At 57.4% G+C, this 15568-nt stretch carries 18 protein-coding genes; 9 read left to right on the forward strand and 9 right to left on the reverse strand.

All coding sequences use genetic code 11. The features are described 5' to 3' along the window. Positions 1-38 precede the first annotated feature (38 nt). The gene (locus tag AC1DJO_RS26240; protein ID WP_477973723.1) at positions 39-959 is read right to left on the reverse strand and encodes a LysR family transcriptional regulator; all 921 of its coding nucleotides are present in this window, start codon (positions 957-959) and stop codon (positions 39-41) included. 246 nt (positions 960-1205) lie between these two features. Here AC1DJO_RS26240 and AC1DJO_RS26245 point away from each other — a divergent pair, with 246 nt between their 5' ends. The 4 genes from AC1DJO_RS26245 to AC1DJO_RS26260 all read left to right on the forward strand — a co-directional run bounded on the left by AC1DJO_RS26245 (position 1206) and on the right by AC1DJO_RS26260 (position 4732). Further along, positions 1206-1865, forward strand: a complete 660-nt coding sequence (locus tag AC1DJO_RS26245; RefSeq protein ID WP_477973725.1) for an ABC transporter permease subunit — start codon at positions 1206-1208, stop codon at positions 1863-1865. After that, positions 1862-2545: an ABC transporter permease gene (locus tag AC1DJO_RS26250; protein ID WP_477973727.1), complete on the forward strand. Its 684-nt coding sequence runs from the start codon at positions 1862-1864 to the stop codon at positions 2543-2545. The genes AC1DJO_RS26245 and AC1DJO_RS26250 overlap by 4 nt, the downstream gene beginning before the upstream one ends. A gap of 46 nt (positions 2546-2591) precedes the next feature. After that, positions 2592-3428, forward strand: coding sequence for a transporter substrate-binding domain-containing protein (locus tag AC1DJO_RS26255; RefSeq protein ID WP_477973729.1), 837 nt, complete (start codon positions 2592-2594; stop codon positions 3426-3428). A 62-nt stretch (positions 3429-3490) separates the two neighbouring features. Continuing rightward, positions 3491-4732, forward strand: coding sequence for a CapA family protein (locus tag AC1DJO_RS26260; RefSeq protein ID WP_477973731.1), 1242 nt, complete (start codon positions 3491-3493; stop codon positions 4730-4732). A gap of 15 nt (positions 4733-4747) precedes the next feature. Here the strand turns inward: AC1DJO_RS26260 and AC1DJO_RS26265 are convergent, their stop codons facing one another. The 4 genes from AC1DJO_RS26265 to AC1DJO_RS26280 all read right to left on the reverse strand — a co-directional run bounded on the left by AC1DJO_RS26265 (position 4748) and on the right by AC1DJO_RS26280 (position 9115). After that, positions 4748-5212 carry a helix-turn-helix domain-containing protein gene (locus AC1DJO_RS26265; protein ID WP_477973733.1) on the reverse strand — a complete coding sequence of 155 codons (465 nt, stop codon included), beginning with the start codon at positions 5210-5212 and terminating at the stop codon, positions 4748-4750. A gap of 350 nt (positions 5213-5562) precedes the next feature. Further along, positions 5563-6954, reverse strand: a complete 1392-nt coding sequence (locus AC1DJO_RS26270) for a hypothetical protein (protein WP_477973735.1) — start codon at positions 6952-6954, stop codon at positions 5563-5565. Next, positions 6951-8111: an MFS transporter gene (locus AC1DJO_RS26275; protein WP_477973737.1), complete on the reverse strand. Its 1161-nt coding sequence runs from the start codon at positions 8109-8111 to the stop codon at positions 6951-6953. The genes AC1DJO_RS26270 and AC1DJO_RS26275 overlap by 4 nt, the downstream gene beginning before the upstream one ends. Before the next feature lie 119 nt (positions 8112-8230). Then, positions 8231-9115 carry a helix-turn-helix transcriptional regulator gene (locus AC1DJO_RS26280; protein ID WP_477973739.1) on the reverse strand — a complete coding sequence of 295 codons (885 nt, stop codon included), beginning with the start codon at positions 9113-9115 and terminating at the stop codon, positions 8231-8233. 254 nt (positions 9116-9369) lie between these two features. Between AC1DJO_RS26280 and AC1DJO_RS26285 the strand changes: the two genes are divergently transcribed. Continuing rightward, positions 9370-10377 carry a class I SAM-dependent methyltransferase gene (locus AC1DJO_RS26285; protein ID WP_477973775.1) on the forward strand — a complete coding sequence of 336 codons (1008 nt, stop codon included), beginning with the start codon at positions 9370-9372 and terminating at the stop codon, positions 10375-10377. Positions 10378-10446: 69 nt separating this feature from the next. Here AC1DJO_RS26285 and AC1DJO_RS26290 read toward each other — a convergent pair whose 3' ends face one another. After that, positions 10447-10950: a helix-turn-helix domain-containing protein gene (locus AC1DJO_RS26290; RefSeq protein WP_112517455.1), complete on the reverse strand. Its 504-nt coding sequence runs from the start codon at positions 10948-10950 to the stop codon at positions 10447-10449. 138 nt (positions 10951-11088) lie between these two features. Between AC1DJO_RS26290 and AC1DJO_RS26295 the strand changes: the two genes are divergently transcribed. Next, complete coding sequence (locus tag AC1DJO_RS26295; RefSeq protein WP_112517454.1) at positions 11089-11424, forward strand: hypothetical protein; 336 nt, start codon at positions 11089-11091, stop codon at positions 11422-11424. A gap of 668 nt (positions 11425-12092) precedes the next feature. On the opposite strand, the gene AC1DJO_RS26300 is transcribed toward AC1DJO_RS26295, so the two are convergent. The 3 genes from AC1DJO_RS26300 to AC1DJO_RS26310 are packed head-to-tail and all read right to left on the reverse strand — an operon-like array spanning position 12093 to position 13932. Then, a complete protein-coding gene (locus AC1DJO_RS26300; protein ID WP_112540941.1) occupies positions 12093-12767 on the reverse strand; it encodes a thermonuclease family protein in 675 nt (224 codons plus the stop codon). 2 nt (positions 12768-12769) lie between these two features. After that, on the reverse strand, positions 12770-13318 hold the full coding sequence (locus AC1DJO_RS26305) for a thermonuclease family protein (protein ID WP_477973742.1): 549 nt from the start codon (positions 13316-13318) through the stop codon (positions 12770-12772). Then, on the reverse strand, positions 13315-13932 hold the full coding sequence (locus AC1DJO_RS26310; protein WP_477973744.1) for a hypothetical protein: 618 nt from the start codon (positions 13930-13932) through the stop codon (positions 13315-13317). The genes AC1DJO_RS26305 and AC1DJO_RS26310 overlap by 4 nt, the downstream gene beginning before the upstream one ends. 127 nt (positions 13933-14059) lie before the next feature. Here AC1DJO_RS26310 and AC1DJO_RS26315 point away from each other — a divergent pair, with 127 nt between their 5' ends. The 3 genes from AC1DJO_RS26315 to AC1DJO_RS26325 are packed head-to-tail and all read left to right on the forward strand — an operon-like array spanning position 14060 to position 15566. Then, positions 14060-14908, forward strand: coding sequence for a lytic transglycosylase domain-containing protein (locus AC1DJO_RS26315; protein ID WP_477973746.1), 849 nt, complete (start codon positions 14060-14062; stop codon positions 14906-14908). A 16-nt stretch (positions 14909-14924) separates the two neighbouring features. Then, positions 14925-15263, forward strand: coding sequence for a TrbC/VirB2 family protein (locus tag AC1DJO_RS26320; protein ID WP_112540903.1), 339 nt, complete (start codon positions 14925-14927; stop codon positions 15261-15263). Positions 15264-15266: 3 nt separating this feature from the next. After that, positions 15267-15566, forward strand: a complete 300-nt coding sequence (locus tag AC1DJO_RS26325) for a VirB3 family type IV secretion system protein (RefSeq protein ID WP_112540902.1) — start codon at positions 15267-15269, stop codon at positions 15564-15566. Positions 15567-15568: the final 2 nt, after the last annotated feature.

The raw sequence follows: 15568 nt of genomic DNA on the forward strand, positions 1-15568 counted from the left end.
GCACATCCAATAGGGACCCTGCCGATTCGGCCTGACAGTCAGGTATCCAGCCGGCCGTTTTCCTCTACCGCCCGTATAAGCGCATCGATAGTTCGCTGGACCGCCCCGTCCGGCTGCCGTTCCTTTTGCCATGCAATCACATAGTGATAGATGGCGCTTGGCTCGAAGGGGCGAGAAAGTAGCTCGAAGCGCTGATACTCGCGAGCCACCAGGTCATTGGTGATCGAGACGCCGAGGCCAGCGGCAACGAAGCCTGCGTCATGACCGTGGGCGTCATATTCAACCGCGACCTCGGGTGTTTCGCCCATGAACCTCAGTGCATTGACGTTCATTTGATGCGAGGCGAACTGGGGATCGATGTCGACAAGCGGCTCGCCAACAAGATCATCGGGCGTGAGGATGTTGCGCTCGTGGAAACGATGACCTTTGGGAAACAGGCAAACGTTCGCCGCAGTGCCCAGTGGACGGCAATCGAAGAGGCGTTCATCGAGCGGCAATCGCGTCAGCGCGATGTCGGCGCGTCCGTGATGGACGTGATCGGCGAGTTCGTGATAGGCGCCGGTGCGAATGCTAAATGCCTGGGCAGGCTTATTGCTCCTGACAGCAACCGCAACTGAAGGAAGCAGCCGGAGGCAGAAGGCACTCGGCGCGGCGATCGTCACGGTTTTTCTGTCGCTGTTCTGGATGCCGTCTATGGCCCGTCCAAGACGGTCAAGGCCGGCAAAGGCTGTGTCGACGCTGCGAAGCAATTCATGGGCCTGCGTGGTCGCCACCAGGCGATTGTTCTCCCTGATGAAGAGTGGAAAACCAACAATCGCTTCCAACTGGCGGAGGTTCTGGCTGACCGCCGGCTGGCTGATGCGCAGATCGCGGCCCGCCGATCGCTCTGATCCAGCCTTCATGACCTGGCGCAATACCTGCAGATGACGCAGCTTCAGACCGGAACTCAGTATCTCCACATAGCTGCTCCCATGACGTGAGGTCATCTCGATAAGGTTTACTTATCGGTTTTAATCGCAGCTTATAAATTGACCTTCTTTTTGTAAAGTATATTTTCAAACTTAAGGTCAGCAATCAAAGGTTATTTCCTGTTAAAATGTCGCTCTACGGTTTAAGCAATCGGTTTTGACAAGAAATAATCCTTATAGTTTGCCACTCCTATCCGTATAAAATCAAAACGTGCTTCCGTATCTGGAGACATAAACATGCGCTATTCTGATTTTTGTATCGGAATACTTGTGACTTTATCTGTATTTTTCGTCAGCGTTTGCTTTGGAACATTTATCGGACTGACCGCCGCTGGCACCTCGCTGTCACGTTCCGCGACGCTTCGTCAACTCGCTGCCGGATATGTTTCGGTCATCCGCGGCGTACCGGAGCTGCTCATCATTCTGGTCGTCTTCTTTGGCGGCACGGCGGGTCTTAGCGCTATCGCTGGACGCTATGTGGAGGTGAATGCCTTTGCGGCCGGCGCGGCTGCGCTGACGATCGTCTTTGGCGGATACGCCGCCGAGATTTTCAGAGGCGCAATTATGGCTATTCCGCGAGGGCAGACGGAAGCGGCCCTCGCTCTCGGCCTGCCGCGCCTGCATCGCTGGATGCTGGTCATTGTTCCCCAGATGCTTCCTCTCGCATTGCCAGCCTATGGCAATCTTTGCATCTCGCTCATCAAGGATACCGCGCTTGTGTCCATTGTCGGCCTCAGCGACATCATGCGCGTCGCTTATGTCGGCGCCGGATCCAACCGTGCACCCCTGCCCTATTTTCTTGCTGCCTCAGCCATTTATCTAGCGCTGACAAGCATCGCGCTTTTATCCTTTACGATCCTGGAAAGAAAGTTCGACTACCGGGGCAGGCAGCGATGAACCTCGACGCGTTTCGCGAGGCAATCATGCTGCTTCCGACCGGTCTGGTCCTGACGGCAGGGCTGACGATCGTGCCGCTCCTTGTAGCGTTCATCGTCTCGCTTCCTCTTGCACTCGTGCGCACTGCCAAGGGAACCCTGAGTTCGTCAATCGTGCTCGGCTATACCTATATATTCCGGGGCACACCACTGATGGTGCAGCTCTTCCTGATCTATTACGGCCTCGGGCAGCTTGCTCTGGTCCGCAATAGCTTTCTCTGGCCAGTCTTCCGTGAACCCCTCTGGTGCGCTCTGATAGCGTTCACGCTGAACAGTGCCGCCCACACAACCGAGATTTTTCGCGGTGGCTTCCTGGCAGTTCCGAAAGGTCCCATCGAGGCCGCCAAGGCACTCGGCCTTACGCGTCTCCAGACGCTCTGTTTCGTGACCTACCCACTGATGATCCGCACAGTATTTCCCGCCTATACCAACGAGGTGATCGGAATGCTGAAAGCAACCTCGGTTGCGAGCACCATCACCATTCTTGAGGTTACTGGCCTCTCACGGCAACTCGTCTCTGCAACCTTCGCACCCTACGAGGTCTTCGTCGTCGCCGGTGCGATCTACCTTGCCACAACCCTCAGCATCACCTGGCTTGCTCGAGCAATAGAGCGCGGCCTCAACCCAATCGTGCGCCACTGATCCGGCAACCGGTAAGACCATCGACCAACCAAAGGAAGGGAACTGTATGAGAAAGCTTACACTCACCAGCATCGCCCTGGTGCTTAACGTCACCGTCGCGCTCGCCGCCAATGCTGCAACCCTAGCCATCGGCTCGGAGGGTGCATCGCCGCCCTGGAACTCGATCAGCGCCAATGGCGAGCTGGTCGGCTTTGATATCGATGTCGGCAAGGATCTGTGCCGCCGTGTGAAACTCGATTGCCACTTCGTCGCCCAGGACTGGGACGGGATCATCCCGGCGCTCACGGTCGGCAAGTTCGACGCGATCATGTCCGGCATGGCGATCACCGAGAAAAGAAAAAAGTCGATCGCCTTCTCGCAGCCCTATGCTGGAGGCTTCAATCAGATCGTCATGCGGAGCGAGATCGGGCTCCCGGCCACTGACATCACCCAGAAGCTTGATCTAACGGAGATCACCGCCGACAAGCAGCGCGTCCTTGATGGGTTGAAAGTGGCTCTGAAAGGCAAGACGCTCGGCGTGCTGCGCTCGTCCAATTCCGAGATCGTGCTCAAGGAACTGGTCGGCTCCAGTGCTGAGATACGCAGCTACGACTCACAGGACAATCTCCAGCTCGACCTTGCTGCCGGACGCATCGATGGCGGGCTCGCAGACTATTTCACGTGGAAGGCGTTTCTGGAAAGCGATGGCGGCAGGCAAGCCGCATTCTACGGACCTGAACTGTCGGGTGGGCCGTGGGGCCCGGGTGTCGGCATCGGCCTTCGCAAGGCGGATACGGATCTTGCCGCACGTCTCGATCGGGCGATTACCGATGCCAAGGCCGACGGCACGTTGAAGCGCCTCAGCCTGCAATGGTTCGGAATGGATGTCTCGCCCAACCCCTGAACCCAGACATCCTTCCGGCCGCTTCGTCGAAAGGCGAAGCGGCACTTTCTCAAGGAGTTACTATGACCTCTCCGTTTTCCGTCGTGGCCACCGGCCAATCTCTCATCCACCAGGATCTTCGCGGCGTGGCCGACAGCCGCCTTGACGCCGTCATCGCTTTGATCAGGCGTGCCGATCTTGCTTTCACCAATTTCGAGATGACAGTCCTTGGAAGCCACGGTGGCTGGCCGCTGAAAGGCTCCTATTTCGGCTATGCCGAACCCGTGGTGCTCGACTGCCTTAAGAGCATGGGATTCTCGGTCCTGTCACTGGCAAACAATCACGCCTTCGATCTTGGGCCACCCGGTATTCTTTCGACTATGGAGGAGGCAACACGGCTTGGGTTCATTCACGCAGGCACCGGCCAGGATTTGCAGTCTGCCGAAGCACCCGGGAAGGGCAATGCTGCGGGTCGCGCAATTGGGCTGGTCGCCATGGATGCAGGCCCCGGCCCCGCATTCATGTACGCCGCCGACGCCAAAGGCACTCGTCCGGCGCGCCCTGGCGTGAACGAGCTCAAGGTGGAGCGCCGGTTCGATGTCGACGAGCGCGCCTTTGCAGTGCTTCAGCACCTGCAGCGCCAGGTCGGAACGACGCAGCTGGAGCTTGCCAACTATGCCCAGCCTAACGATCCTCCCCAAACCGACGGCACAAATGAAACCGACTTCTTCGGAACAGTCTTCAGACAGGGCCGGAGTACGCACCGTCGGGTCACTGTCGATCCGAAAAGCGCGATCCGCCAGCTCTCTGCGATCCGCAAGGCGACGGCACAGGGCCTGTTTGTCATTGCCTATCTGCATCACCATCATTGGGAGCCAGACTGGTTGCGAACGCCGGGATGGGTTCAGGATTTCGCACGGATCTGTGTCGATGCCGGTGCGCGCATGTTCGTCAGCCACGGCGCGCCGGTTCTCCAGGGGGTCGAGATCTATAAGAACGCGCCGATCTTCTATGGGCTCGGCAATTTCCTGTTCCATACGTCGCATGATGATGACGAGTGGAGCCCGCGCGACGTCTGGAAGAGCGTGATTGCAACCTGCCATTTTGACGGCGAAGGAAACCTTGAGGGCATCGATCTCGACCCAATCGCGGTCGGCGGGCCGGATGCGCTAGATGACAGAACAGCAGCGCGTCTTCCCTATCCCGTGCTTGCCGAAGGCTGGCTCGCCGGCGAAATCCTCGACGACCTGGCCGACCGTTCCAACCAATATGGTACAAGGCTGGTCAAGAGCGGCAACTGCGCACGATTGACGATCGCCGGCTAAGCCGGACGTCTCCGATTACTCCGGTTCGCTCTCCTCAGCGATGGTGCTCAGCAGCGTCGCAACCTTGCTGCGGAGGCGCGGTGACAGACGAAGGACGCTTTCAATCAGCTGGCGTCCTTCGGCCGTCGAGATATAGGCGATCCTCTCGTCGACATCGGCGACCGCCAACTGTTGTTGGCCATCAGCAGGTTCGGGCAATCCGACAAAGAAAGTCGAGACCGGCGTGCGCAAGCATGCAGCGACCTGGTAGAGCATCGAAGCGCTGACCCGGTTGCGGCCGTTTTCGTATTTCTGAACCTGCTGGAAACTGACACCGATCCCCCTGGCGAGATCGTTCTGGGAGACATTTGACTGGATCCGCCGGATGCGGATCTGCTGGCCGACATGGCGGTCGACCGGATGCGTATCCGGCTGTGCGACCTCTGCTGGGCGCCGGGCCGACCTTGCGGAACGATGGATTACTGGTGAATGACGGTTCATTAAAGACTCCCCGTGTGAGAGTTTCAAGCGGTACGTCCCCGCTTGGAAGAAACTCACTTAACCCGCTGATCGGGGAGTTCGAAACCGTACGAGACGGCCCTGTAACCTTTAGTTCCGGAGAACCTGGACATACGCCACAGGCTCCCCGACCAAAGGTCAAGGAGTGCGATGCCGTACCGGCCGGCACCAACCGCTCGTAGGGGTTTCGAAGCCCCAAGGCAGCACGTACTGCCTCACCTGGAAACATACACGCGGGGCGGGCATGTTTCAAGACAAAAACGATAAGATTCAATGACTTCTAATATCCGAAACGCCTCATGAAGGCGCGGCGAGAGGTGAGTGTTTGCCGTTTAAGCAAAGGCCCAGGGGCCACGCATCGTGCTGGCCGTTCCGTTGGCAAGTGCTGCTGCCAGTTCGACCCATAAGGGGTCATCGATGAAGCTTTCGAGCGAACCGCAGGAGCGGTCAAACGTCTTGGCACCATAGCGCGACAGCAGGGAGGGCACCTCGCCGTTCCTCGAATTGAGCAGCGCGAAGGGTTCAACTTCATCGCTGATTACCCGGTGCCCCCACGCTCCGGCTCTCTTGTCGTGCAGTAGCGATCGCAGAAGGTCATCGTCCCGCTCGCTATCTACGAGCCCCGAACAGAATGCATAACGCATCAATGGATAGTAGACAGTGTGGCGGCTGCCACCCAGCACCCTGACACCTGGAAGGATGGCCATCACAATGAAGACCAGAAACAGATTGGGAACGATCTGCTTTGCGGCCAGCCCGTTCATGAGCCCCTCGGGCGTAAATGCAATCCCTTCGCCAACGCCGTCAGCCGGCTTCAGGATGCCGGCCTCGAGCACCATCGGATAGATCCGGCCATTATCGCAGCCCCAGAAATAATGCGTGCTATTCTTCAGCCAGTTTCGCCAGGGTGTCGACGCAAGCCGATCAACCGCTCGAAGCATCGTCACCGGCAGCGTAGCATCGCCCATGAACTTCGAGTGTAGCCAGGAATTCGGATCAACCAGATGAGAAACGACAAGATCAATGACGTCGTCGTCATCAAGTTGGAGGAAATCCACACGGGGATCGAAAAACTCGAGCCACAGTCTCTGGTTTGCGGCCTTGATTGCAGCTGCTCCAGATGAAAAAGACTCTTCCGGCAAGAACTCGCGAAGTTTCTGGATGGCAGGTGAATGACTCGTGTAACCATCGGCCGGCTGCAGCCGGAATTCATAGTCCCTGTTCTGCGCTAAAACACTATAGGGTATCATCTCGCGGCGGCTGAGGCCGAAGACGTTCACCGCCTGCCCATCAAGGCGCAGCCAGCCCGGTCCCTTGCGGCTCTTTTCGACAAATTTCACGGTCGAACACGCATAAGACACATAACTTGTAGCGTTGCGCGCTCGGAGTCCGAGGAGGCTGAAGATATGCGTGTAGAATGCGTCGGGCTCTATAAGCAGATGTAGGTGCGGCCCTGTCTGCAGAACCGGGAAACTGTCGATTTCTTCGGCAATCCTGTCGGCCCTCGTGGTATCAAATCCAACTTTAATAGCTTTCTGTCTGATCCAGCGGCACATAACGTGTCTTGCATGAAGGCGTGTCGAGCAGGTGAGATCCGATCGAGTTTCAAAGAGTGCGGCGGCATAGTCTCGGACTGGGCGATCGCGATAGACCCGCGACCAGGGAAAGAGATCGAACAGAACAGCGAGAAGCCGCTCACGATCGATCGACGACGCCGCGCTCATGTCCCTGACCAACTGCGAGACGCAGCCGCTCCTCTGTATCGCAAGATAAGTAAGGCGCCGACCAGAAGCATGAGAAGACCAAAAAAGCCAAAAACAGTCGCCGGCGGGAAGCTGTTGCCGGCTGTCGCCACGGCAGCATATGTCAGCAGCCCCAAAGCCACGCATACGGTATGCAATTGAGCCCTACAGCGCCCCAGCGCTTCGATCGGAACCACCTGTTGGATATGCACATCGATGACGATACGGGCGACGTTATACGCAATGCCGAGCACCGCCATCTGGAGAAAGGCAATATTGAGGTTCTGGATGACTAGGAAAACGGCCAGCACCGAACCAGAAATCAGAAGTAGGCCGGCCTGGCTCTGCAACCGCACACCCCCTATAAACACATAGAGACAGCCCAAAATGGATCCCGCCGCCCAGAACGCTTCGAGATAGCCGAACTCGAGAGCAGACCTCCTGAACTGGCTCAGCACAAGCGCCGACGCAAGCACGCTGACGAGCATGCCCATCGCATAGACCAGCGCGTAAACAACCGCGATGAGCCGCAAAGGCTCAGGCGGCAAGGCGGTCGGAAAAATGCCCCGGTCCCAGATCCTCAGGTGCGGTGCAGGCGTCATTTTTTGGATTTTAAATCTTCGGGCCGATAGCGCGCAGAACGACACCACGTAGCAGCACAAAGGCAGGAGCAGGGAAAGCGCGTGCGGGATCATCGTCAGCAACAGGCCGGCAGCGACGGCCGCAATTAAATTACCTATCTGCATGTTGATGTAGGACATGGAGTTGACGCGCGCGAGGCGATCTGCAGGTGCCAGCGCCGGGATCATCGCCTGAAGTGTCGTCAGATAAGTTCGGTCGATGACGGAGTAGGCAATCCATGAGACCGTCAGAACAGCCAGTGGATTGAGCAGACAGAGGCCTAGAATGGTCAGGGCCATCAGGATCATTCGCAGTCCATCGCACACCAAGCAAACGAGTTTGCGCTCATAGCGATCGGCGATGATGCCACCGAGATTTGTTGTGAGAAACTCCGCGACGCTGCCAGCAGCAAGAAGAATAGCGACGAAGGCAGGACCGTTGCTGATATCCACGCCCATCCAAGCCACGATGACAAAGTAGGCATTCCGACCGGTTGCCGACGCGCCTACACTGGTCATGTAATGTCCACATAGATCAGGTCTCGATAACGACATCATATCCGGTCCGCTATTCAGGAAGCACGCATTCCCGCACAGCCTATCCAAGCTCACCCATTCCAGCTTTCAGGTTTTTGACATTATTTCTCGATCTTACCCCAGACAGAACGATAGACATTTGGCGATACTCCCAGGACCTGCGTAAAGGTGGTCGACAGATGGCTGGCGCTTGCGAAGCCGCAGATGAAAGCGATCTCCGTGACAGTAAGCGGAGTGGTGCGCAAAAGCATACTGGCGTGCTCCAGCCTTCTGCGATTGAAGTAGGCATGGGGACTGACACCCGTCGACTGTTTGAACGCACGGCTGAAATGCGCCGTACTCATCCCAAGGTCTTGGCATAGCCCGGACAGAGTGACCCTCTCGCCGACTTCGCCCAGACGATCAAGAACGCGCTTCAAGACAGTCGGCGCCAAGCCACCCTTGATCGGCCGTTCGGTATGATTGATCCGCCGGGATAGGTGCCCGAAGATGGTTGTAAGATAGCCCTCGACGATCAGGCCGCTGGCATGGTCGATGCGCGGGAGCTCCGCTGCAATCTTGCGTGCAGCAAACTGGATCGCGAGGTCGTGAAACCCTAACTCCGGCCGAAGATCATCCGATCGGCGCGGATCATCAAAAAACCGTCCGGCAAAAGCGCGATCAACCGCGAGGAACAAGTAGGCCGCAGTATCATCACCGTCGTCCCATCCGCTCCATGTGCGGCCAGGCGGGACATAGGCGAGAGAGCCCTCCGGCCGGGCAACAAAGCTCGTGCGCGTCCCATCGATAAAATTCTCGCCGGATCGGGCCGCGCCTTCGAGATTCAAAAGTATTGCATGCATGTCACCCCCGACCCGGATTTCCTGTCGCGTCAAGCCGGTGCGACGCACAAATTCAGCCCTGAAACCCTGCCACTGTTCGTGACGTTGCACGACGACGTCGGCCGTCGATGACCTCGTATGTTCGTTGTCGAAATCTATTGTCATTGTCCTTACCACTAATCACAAATTCAAAAATAGAAGGCTACCGTAATTTACCGATGGTTGCTAATCAAAGACGTGTTAATCAAGGGTGGAATTTCGTATCAAATTTATGAAAGTACATCAAAATTTTGAATGCGGACGGCCTGACGGCGCATGCACAATGCCCACCAGTAAGCCGCCTCCGCACTTCCTTCAGGTAGTAGCGGTCTCGCGTCATGAAGGCGGAGCAGCGGCGCAGGCGAAGGGCCATTTTTGACATGCAGGACTTTACGGATTTCATCGCCGAATGCGACCGTGCGCCTAGGCTTAACGAACTTGCTGCGTTTTTCTCGTCCACTGCGGCGGGACGCTCGGGAATGCCGTCGCAGCGACCGGACGTTGACCGCCGCCTTCTTCGCCGGGATTCATTAACAGCCCAATTTATCACGCTCCATGAAAAGCGTCAGGGGCCGTTCGACCAGCACTACCTCAGCAGCATCCCCTACAGGTTTGAGGAGGAATGTCGTTTGGGAACGGCGATCCTGCGCTACGCCATAGACCGAAGCGAGCCGCTGAGTTTGTACAGCCTTGGGACCGCCGAAGCCACAATGGCCCGAACCATTAGTGAGATCGCCAATGGCCACGTGAAGTCTCTGTCATGCAGCCCGAACGTAGAAAATGAGCGTAGCTTCTTGGCCTATGGCAAGCCGCCCCACGCGTTCTTTTTCCACGGTCCCTTCCACCATCTCACACCAAGCGTGATCGCGAGCCGTGAAGATTTCCGTCCCTTCTCAAACGGCTTCGACATCATCATGGAGGACACGACCTTCCAAATGTATTCACCGAACAGGAAGGATCAGATTGGTTTTGTCCGACAACACTTGAAGCCGGATGGTATACTTCTCCTTGTCGAGAAATTCCGGCATATCGATCCCTCTGAGTATCGACGACGCGAATGTCAGAAGGATTTTGGCTTCAAATCCCGTCACTTTACCAGTGAGCAGATCCAAGCCAAGGAAGATGAAGTTCTAACACGGATGAACGGAAACGAGGTTACGCTCCGGCAGATTGCAGACGCCTTAAGCGATCACTTTGTCAGTTCCTTCGTGACTTGGAACAGCGGCAACTTTTATACAATTGCCTCGAGCAATAGCCCTCGGAATTTGCAGCGCCTAATTAGAAAGATGGGAAGGCCAGCGCTCCCGACCGAATACGTATATCAAGCGCTACCTTCTCCCCTCTACGATCACCTGCCGCGCAGTGACAAAAGGCGCAGACATGTTTAGTCCCGGCAGCAACCTACTCACTTCCTCACGACGCGGCGCGACAAGTCCGAAAAGCATGCTGAACCACACTCATCGTGGCTCTTTGAGGTCGATATCGAGAGGGGTCCCATTTTCGGATTTCTGCAGCGCGAACACCGAGTCTAAAATAGTAGCGACGGTGCGCAGCGTCGATGGCGACAGTGACTGGATCATCTTGGTAATCCGACGCCTCTCGTTCGCTTCCTCCTCGGAGGCGCCCCAAATATGAGGAGCGGCCTTGAAAAGCAGATCGTCGGGGTAGATGCCGAGGACCTCGCAAAGATGAAGGATTTGCGTAGCATGGAGTTTCGTTATCGCGCGCTCGTATCGTCCGTAGACCTGCTCCAGCGAGCCAATCAGGAGAGCAAGCTCTGCCCTGGATAGATCCTTGTCGATTCGAAATTGTCTCAATGATGCAGCGATCGCTTCGTCCATCTCCTGAGGCGTGGGGATACCAGCGAACCCGGGCCGCCGATAGATTGGTCGTTCTACTTTCGGGTCCTCTGTCGGCTCGAGCCCCGCCTCGTTGATAAATTCGTCAGTCCTAGCTGTCATGCATTCCCGCCCAATTCCGTGCGGAGAGTTATATCACCCGAGCTGCGATTGGCTATGTGCTTTTCACAAATCCGATGGTGCCTAGCGCTTTTCGATTCAAAGTCAGCTGCGGCTTCAACACTACAACACGTGTCAAAAATGGATAAAGACCACGAGGCCCGGGCCGAACTGGAACTGCTCGCAAACGCACATATCCGTTCCGCGCTCCGGCTTTCTGCCTTAGAAAGCCGAGGGCGATCGGGCGATCCGGTGAGCCTCGAGTTCATCAAAGCGGCTGCTGATGAGGCTTCGTCTCGCGAGGCCTTGATCGCATGGACCGCTCCGGATGCCGATCTCCTGAGGGAGAAACTTTTGCACGTGCTCGTCAATGTTATCGAGATGGACAGAGGGCTCGACGACATCTCTTTAAGTAAAATCACAGCCGAAGTTGCCCGCTTCATTGGCCGAACCTCCAAGCCTCCGTGCGGTTCCTGAACACCCCCCGCCTCACGAGAGATGCAGCGGGCCGTGCTATCGACAAGATACGACTACGGCCAATGCGGGCGGTCAATGCTGCAGGTGCGAACTCTCCCCGATCTATTTACTCAAATCAAAATAGAATCGGGAGCTGACTTGCGTTTGCGGATCTCGAATATCGAAGAAATAGGGTTGCTGACGGCGCGGCCGGGCCACGTATTCCCTGTATCCACATCCCCGACCTCCGTCATAAATTCTTGTAATACCGTCGTCTCTGGTTCGCGCGCCCTCACCGCCCCTTCCAAACTGACGTCGACCGTCGTGACAGTCACTTACGGCCCTGGTGCAGCGCGACAGCTCCGACTTTGCAAATCCGTCGCGACCATGTTCGCCTGCGGCTGGAGACCAGCCGGCCGGGCACTCGGCGAAGGCCTCATACCCAGGCTTGTCGGCTCCGCCTTCTGGGCAGGTCGGCCAAGAGAACCCGGGCTTTTTCATCTCCGAGATCAGTCGGTCCATTGGGGGATGGCACTCCGGTACCCCGTGCCAGGACGGAGTGGACGAAGCCGCGCACAGCAGCACTTCGCATCCCCACTCATCGGCGAATGCAAGGCGCGGACAGATCGCAATCAACATTGCGGCAATAACAACGAAAAAGTGCTTCATGGACTTTCCTCAGGTGTTCGTCAGCGGTCGGTGCGCTTTGGCAAGCGCCTGGCGTCCGCAAAGGATGGCGAGATTTCGAGGCGCCTTTCACGCAAAAGATTGTAGTCGGCGATCGGTCGTCTGCTGACAGTCTTGTCGACTGCTTTCTCGCGCCACTCATCCATGTCGAGGACGTACGTCGCCCACATCCCGTACCGCGCCCTCCTCGCCTGGCTTTCAGCCAGATGGTAGCCGATCGACAAGCCCACGTTTTCCACGGCCCTCGCCCAGCCAGCCCTGAGGAGCCCGAGCGCAAGATCCCGGCCTCCGGCCCTGCACTGTCCGGCCAGGCCATCACGCCCTGCCAGAACACGACACTCCACCCGCCTGTTTTGGATCGTCCGCTTCAACCAAGCCTTGGCGAATGCCCCGCAGGGCACCGGCTTGAGCTTGTCTCCATTTGCCTCGGCACGGTCCGGATCAAAGGCCCATTGCGGCAATTCGCATGTGTCGATGCCAGCAAGCCGCACTCGAAGCTCATATCCTGGAAGCCAAAGTGTCCGGCCGTCGATGACCGATGCGTCACCGGTCAATGTAACGATTGGCTGGATGGGCGATGTCAGATGCAGTGTCTCTTGCCCTTCGGGCAGGAGATCTGCCGCGTGCGTCACGCTGGCGACAAGCAAAATGGCCAGAACGGCCCCGCGTCGCCTCATCCTCATTTCTGCGCCTTCCCTTGGGACTCCGCTGGGCCCAAAATCAGTGCCGGATGCTGCACATCCGCGAATTGCCAAAGCCCTGCCCTGGCCGCCCTCGCCCGTTGCTCAGCAACCGCATAAGCTGGGTTTGCGGGAAGCCCGCGATTATCGAGCGCTGCGAACGCGTAGCCGCTGCCCACAAGGGCGGTGCCGAGATCCACCGTTTGATTGCCAATAGCAGCCGAGCAAACGACGTAGGCAAGCTCGGATGTGATTACCAAAGGGGTGCAGCGCGGATTGGTATCCTTGATGAAGGCAGCGAGGAAAGCCATCGAGGCATCGCCGCAGTCGAGCCGCTGACCCGTCGCGTTTGTAAACCAGGTGCCGCGCAAACAGGATTGAACACCGAAGAGCCGGTATCGCTTTCCATCTTCGAGCCAGGTATCGCCGGAGACCAGGGTTACGCCGGGGTGGATAACAATGATGTCCGGCGGAATGGAAGCAGCTGCCAAACAAGCGCTTGCGCCCAACCCACCGGCCACTGCGAGGCGTACGATATCCCGTTTCATCTCGGCACCCTTGGATCAGCCCACATCCCAAACCCCTGGCGGCCGATCCTTTCAGCATCCGCCAAGTCCGGACGCATCAGGGTGCCATCCGGCTTCTTCGCAAGCCGCAAGGCACCGAGTGACAGGAGTTCCTCCTCGAGATTGTCGACGCTGTCGAGCGCTCCCGGAAAATAGTAATATCCGAAGCACGTGACATCCTGCTTGATCGCATTTTCCTCAGAGACGAATGCCCGGCAGAGGATCACCTTCGGTGACGTCAACAGAATCTGGAGCTTTTGCTGCGCAAATTCAGCGCACGAGCCCGAATAGTTTTCTCTCCGATTGACCATGTCGCCGGCACAGGGCTCAAGGCCATACAGGTGCAGGTTTGTTTTGCCGTCGACGACAATGTCCAAGGACGAGACAGCTCGAAAGCCAGTCGAGGAGGCATATCCTTTTCGCGACACAACGGTTTTCGCGCCATCATAATATTCAACGACCAGCACCGCTTTGCCGGGCGCTGCAAGAGATTTGATGTAGGACGGATCGACCGCGCCCACTGCGAAGGCGCCCTTCACCGCGGTCAGCAGCGCCGCCAGCGCCACAGTCCTTCGAACCAAATCCGTTCGGTCCATTTTCATCTCACTCCTGGAGTTGAGAGCGGTTACCTGAAAATAACTAAACCTATTTAGTTCATTTTGCAATTGACAATATGGAAGAATTGCTGTCGTTTGCCCTCGAATGCAACGCACGGGTAGCCCTATGTTCAACAGGTGTTTCCTCAGCCTCACCGCAACGGTAGCATGCCTTGCCGCCTCGACGATCCACGCAGAGAGCCTAAAAACCTTTGATTCTAGACGGTTTGATGCCTCTGCAGCCGGAGACGATGCCGGGCGTTCGTTTGATACTATGGACTTCGCGATCGACGGTTCGGGCATCGTCAGCCGGGTTACCCCGCGCCCTCACGAAAAAGCCTATTTTGGTTCAATTCCGAGTTTGAATCCCGATAATACGGATACTGCTGGAGGCAGCACATTTCCGCTGAAGACGGAAACCGAATCGGTTCATCCAAGCCTCACGTCGGTTGAGGGACCTTGCGGTCCCTCCCCGGCGTCGATCGAAGAAATCAAAACGTTGGTGGTCATCGCAGCAAATCGGTACAGCGTCGATCCGGACTTTGCGTTGGCCGTCACATGGACGGAAAGTCGCTTTGACCGCATTCGAAATAGCCCCAAAGGCGCTCGCGGACCAATGCAGCTTATGCCGCAGACGGCACGGCTCTTTGGTATTACCGATATTTGCGACCCTGTCGCAAATATCGACGGCGGAGTGCGCTATCTGCGTCAGCTCCTCGATGAGTTCAAAAACCCGATCATTGCTGCTGCCGCCTACAATGCGGGTGAGCAGGCGGTCTACGACAGCGGCGGCGTGCCGGCCTATCCCGAGACCGTCCGATATGTCTCCTCTGTCATCAACCATCAGTTTGGTTTTCCCGCCCCGATCACGGCAAGGGCGGACGGCAAATCACCCATCGAAATCAGTGAGACCTCCACGATCGACGTCATCGGCGCGCGAGCACCGAAATTCGTCAGCGGCGTCATGCAATTCTGAAGCAAAGGAGCAGATCATGAAACCTGTCTCATCGCCCCGCCGGAAGTTTCTGGTAAAGGGTATCGCCATCGTTGGCGCATTTGCCCTCGTACAGCTTGCCTCCGCTGATTTTGCCATGGCGCAAGCGACCAATCAGGCGTTTGCGCCCCTCCAGACGGTCGTGCAGGCGGTCGTCGACTTCATCACCGGGCCTTTTGGTCGGCTCATTGCCATCATTGCCGTCATCGGCCTCGGATTTCTCGCATTCGCTGGCCGGCTGAGCTGGTTCACCGCAGGCGCGGTCGTCCTCGGCATCGGGCTGGTCTTCGGGGCGCCCGCGATCGTCGATCAATTGATTTCCACGGTCGGGAACTGATCCATGGCGACCGCTCAGGATGACAAGCCTCACTTGACCCCGCTGGTGATCGGCCTCACCCGGTCACCCACGCTCTGGGGCGTCCCCTACATGGCGGTCGTCCTGGTGATTGGCCTGACGATCATCGCCTGGCTCGTGACCAACGCACTTTGGGCACTGCTTACGGCGCCTGTCGCTTATGCGGCTCTCTTCACCCTCTGTAGCTGGGATGCACGCGTGCTCGACGTGCTGCAGGTCTCCAGCCGCCTGACGCCCCGAACGCCGAATAAGTCGTTCTGGGGCGCCAATTCCTATGGGCCCTGACC

The organism is Rhizobium sp. 05N430 (genome assembly GCF_056396985.1).